This is a genomic window from Sinorhizobium fredii USDA 257, from assembly GCF_000265205.3.
GTDB lineage: Bacteria > Pseudomonadota > Alphaproteobacteria > Rhizobiales > Rhizobiaceae > Sinorhizobium > Sinorhizobium fredii_B.
On sequence record NT_187162.1, the window covers coordinates 1 to 3,566 of the forward strand.

Consider the following 3,566-nt stretch of genomic DNA (forward strand, 5'->3'; position numbering starts at 1 on the left):
CCGCGAAGAGTTCTTCCCGGGAAAGTGTCCGTCGTGGCATCTTCGAGCATCTTCACTATTGAAGTACGAGTCTTACGATTAACTGCAAAACCACACCACGCTATCTTGAGGGGCAAGAAGACCGCCGCGCAGTCCTTAAATCCGCTACGTCACGGGAGTTGGTCGCAACAGGGTTAGCCAGCTCTATTGCTGCGAAAGGACGCATCCGGCACTCGATAGATACGCCGGTGCAACATTGCCGAAAATGGCTCCTTTGCATCGGCCATTCTTCGAACTTCCCCTATTGCCCGTGCCGCCGCTCGCCGCGCCTGCGCGCCCCCCGCGCCGATCTTCACTTCGAGGTCACAGACCAGTTGTTGAAATTGAAGTTCTTTCCCCCCGGGGACGAGGTAATCTCGACGCCGTATTGGACGCTACCGACTTCTATGTCGCCAAAGTACCCCTTCGACTTGATCCACTGCAGGATACTCTTGATGTCCACTGTCCCGCTGTTGGTCTTCGAAGTGCGCAGCAGTGAGATGACCTTGTGACCATCGGGCCCTTCACCTTCAAACACGTTCCAAGTCGCTCCGCCTACATTGACATTGCTGTAGACCGGAATGGCCGCACCGGAAGGGGCATAATGATATGAAATGGGCTTAACGTTGCCGCTCCCGTCCGAGTTTCCGGTGTAGTTTGTCCAGAGCATTATCTCATGCTTGTTTGAGCTGTCCCAGATATCGTAGGCGACATCCCAGGCGCCGCCAGTGGGAACTTCCTGATTGAAGCTCGAGCTCAGAGTGTTGATTGAACTGAGCGGTTTCCCGATATTGAAAGCCACGTGCGGGTAGCTCTTGATGCCAGGAGTATTAGGCTGGTCCGACCACACGCTCCACCGGTTGACTCCACTCACCGAAATCGTCTGAGGCCCAGGGCGCGGGCCCCATACGTCGTTGTTCCAAGAGTAGCCATCGCGTGAAAAGCTTCCGTATGGAGCGTGCGAACTCCAAATCGGAGCCCGTGCCGATACAAGCGCGGCAGATGATAATGACCCGGCTTCATTCGCGGCCTGCCTAAATAGATCATGATCCTCCTGTGTCCGGACGTACCCCGTTGGGGATCCTTTCGCGGCGCCACCGTTTATCCGATTGGAATCCATAAAGCTCTCCTTTCTACTATGATGACAAAGTCTCCTGCAGATCCGCCCAGCGGGTACCCAAGTTCAGTATAGGCGGTATCGGCATAGAGACTAGATTGGAATGCTAGGAAGGTTGGCTTTCGAGAAGCTGACGAGCTCGAGGAGAAAGGTGGACCCGCGCCCGGGTTTGCCGTCTTTCGGATGACAACGCCGGCACGGTCTATCAGGTACGCAACGGTGCTTCCGAATGAGCAAGGCCAACCGCATCACCCGTTTGACATCCGCCGCCTGCGAGCAGATTCAGGCCCGCATGCTTGAGGCTTGCAGGCAGATCGCTTCAGATCACGGACTGGTCATCGAAAGTACCGGGTGGCGTGGCCTGAAACCTGGCTTCTCATTCGAAACCAGCATTCCGCATCAGCATTCCCACGCCAGATGGCAAGCCCACCAATCTGGATAGGAGATGTTCGCCGTGTTGGCCGAACGGTACGGCCTGGAGGGACTTCGAACGCGAGTTTATCGCTGGCGGCGAACGCTTCCGGATCACCGGCATTGATCCGCGGCGGCCGAAATACCCTATATCCGTTGAGCGTATTCCCGATCACAGGGGTCAAGTTCACCGCTGACAACGTTGCCATGCTGCTCAAAGCTCAGGCCAAACCCTGACGTTCACCAATCGTTCTTCAACTTGGCCAAAATCACAGCTTCGAGCCGACGGGGCCCACAAGCGGGATGAGCAACCATACCGCGGTCCGATCATGTCTTGGACGAGTGGCTGAACAGATCGAGGTTCGTGACAACAAGGCGCCATACCGAATGAGCCGAGCCACGAAAGGCCTGGTCTCGGTGTTCATGGACGGCACATATGTCCGAGCAGTTCCGGGTTCCAGACGCGTCATTTCGAGGTCGTCATGGGGCGCCTCGAGGCGTCCGGTCGCAGCCCCTCGCATTTCGCAACGATGCCAAACGTCAAGACTGCGCGACACCAGACAATCCGCGCCTGCTTGAGGACGCAAGGCTGGTTGCCAGGACGCGAGATTGTTGTGTTCAGCGATGGTGATCCGTCGCTGGCCGATGCGGTCCGGCATGCGGCCAACTCCGACGCGGTGCACATTCTGGACTGGTTTCACGGATCGATGCGCGTTCAGCACCTTCTTGCCGATCGCTGGTGAAGGCGGACGAAGCCGGTCAGTTCGAGTTCCAGTTTGCTGCCCGCGATCTCGATCAAATGCGAGCGAAGTTGTGGTGCGGAAAAGTCACGACAGCACGCTGGCTACTATGTGCGGCGGCTGGCGAACTGCGCCGCGTGGATCGCAAACAGCATTCCCGACGCGTCGTCGCGAAGATCAATCGCTTGGCACAGATGATCATCGAATTCGACAGGTATCTCGAAATCAACCAATCTTCCATGCCGAACTACGCCAAACGGTCGCTGCAGGGGCTACCCGTGTCGAGTTCGCGTGCGCAATCATCCGCAAATGCCTTGGTCAACAGGCGCATGAACAAACGTCGACAAATGCGATGGTCACCACAGGGCGCGCAGCGCGTGCTCCAGACGAGAGTAGCAGTGCTCGATGGACGCCTGCAGGATGGCCGGTTTTCTCTCGCCGCCTAACCCCACGGTTCCTTCCACTCTCGGGGTCGAGACGGCCCGCGTGATGGCACGTCTCTACGCCGCGGCGCGCCTGCTGGTGAACTTCTTCCAGCCGTCATTCAAGCTCAAAGAGAAGCGCCGCGAGGGTCGCCCACGGCGACATCAACCCCTGAGTCGCGCTTGCAGTGCCTGCCGATTGGCAACGACGTTGCTGAGGTTCAGCAGGTCTGGCTCCCGTCCTTGCGCCAATTGCCTAACCAGCTCCCGCGTGCCGTCCACGACAAAGACGCCGCAATCATAAGTGTTCTGCTGCTGGGCCATGCCGGCTGGCTCCAGGGCGAGGTTCAGCCTTTCTGCGAGTTGTCTTGCATGCGTCTCGTTGTATCTCCCGTAGGAATCGTAGTGATGGGCGACAGGCCGTTGCCGGTTGCTGCGATCAACGAACAGCAGCGACCAATGCCTGCCGCGGTCCGTAGCACTGGCATCGTTCACTGGCAGGAACAGGAAGTCGGCTGTATCGTTATCACGCCGATCATGGACGATGCGATGGAAGACGCGTAGCACGTCGCTCTCCGCGCCCAGGCGCAGCCGCAGCGCTTCGAGGGGATCTACGAACCGCGTCCGGGCGGCGAGATCCGAATCGCTCCTCTGCAAATCCAGCTCCTGAAGCTGGTAATCCCTGAGGATATGCTCGTCGCCCAGCCATTCCGTATCCTCGAGCACCAGCCCGCGGTTGTGGGACAAGGCTATCGGATTCAACGCCCCGATCTGAGCATCGGACGAGGTGATCGGAAACCGCCGCACGATATCGTCGCGCAATGGGGACGGTGCGGGCGCGGTCAGATCAACCAATGG

Annotated in this window: 5 protein-coding genes; 3 read left to right on the forward strand and 2 right to left on the reverse strand. The window is 58.4% G+C overall.

Features of this window, described 5'->3' with window-relative positions:
• Nucleotides 1-331 precede the first annotated feature (331 nt).
• The gene (locus USDA257_RS32910; protein WP_015633421.1) at nt 332-1,138 is read right to left on the reverse strand and encodes a glycoside hydrolase family 12 protein; all 807 of its coding nucleotides are present in this window, start codon (nt 1,136-1,138) and stop codon (nt 332-334) included.
• Between the two features lie 226 nt (nt 1,139-1,364).
• On the opposite strand from USDA257_RS32910, the gene USDA257_RS38230 reads away from it, so the two are divergent.
• The 3 genes from USDA257_RS38230 to USDA257_RS33290 all read left to right on the forward strand — a co-directional run bounded on the left by USDA257_RS38230 (nt 1,365) and on the right by USDA257_RS33290 (nt 2,732).
• Nucleotides 1,365-1,577: a hypothetical protein gene (locus USDA257_RS38230; protein ID WP_223843498.1), complete on the forward strand. Its 213-nt coding sequence runs from the start codon at nt 1,365-1,367 to the stop codon at nt 1,575-1,577.
• A gap of 451 nt (nt 1,578-2,028) precedes the next feature.
• The gene (locus tag USDA257_RS32915) at nt 2,029-2,289 is read left to right on the forward strand and encodes a hypothetical protein (protein WP_015633422.1); all 261 of its coding nucleotides are present in this window, start codon (nt 2,029-2,031) and stop codon (nt 2,287-2,289) included.
• The gene (locus USDA257_RS33290; protein ID WP_015633423.1) at nt 2,286-2,732 is read left to right on the forward strand and encodes a hypothetical protein; all 447 of its coding nucleotides are present in this window, start codon (nt 2,286-2,288) and stop codon (nt 2,730-2,732) included. Before USDA257_RS32915 ends, USDA257_RS33290 begins: the two co-directional genes overlap by 4 nt.
• 141 nt (nt 2,733-2,873) lie before the next feature.
• Here USDA257_RS33290 and USDA257_RS32925 read toward each other — a convergent pair.
• On the reverse strand, nt 2,874-3,566 hold a 693-nt coding region (locus USDA257_RS32925), incomplete at its 5' end, for a Ulp1 family isopeptidase (RefSeq protein ID WP_048657533.1).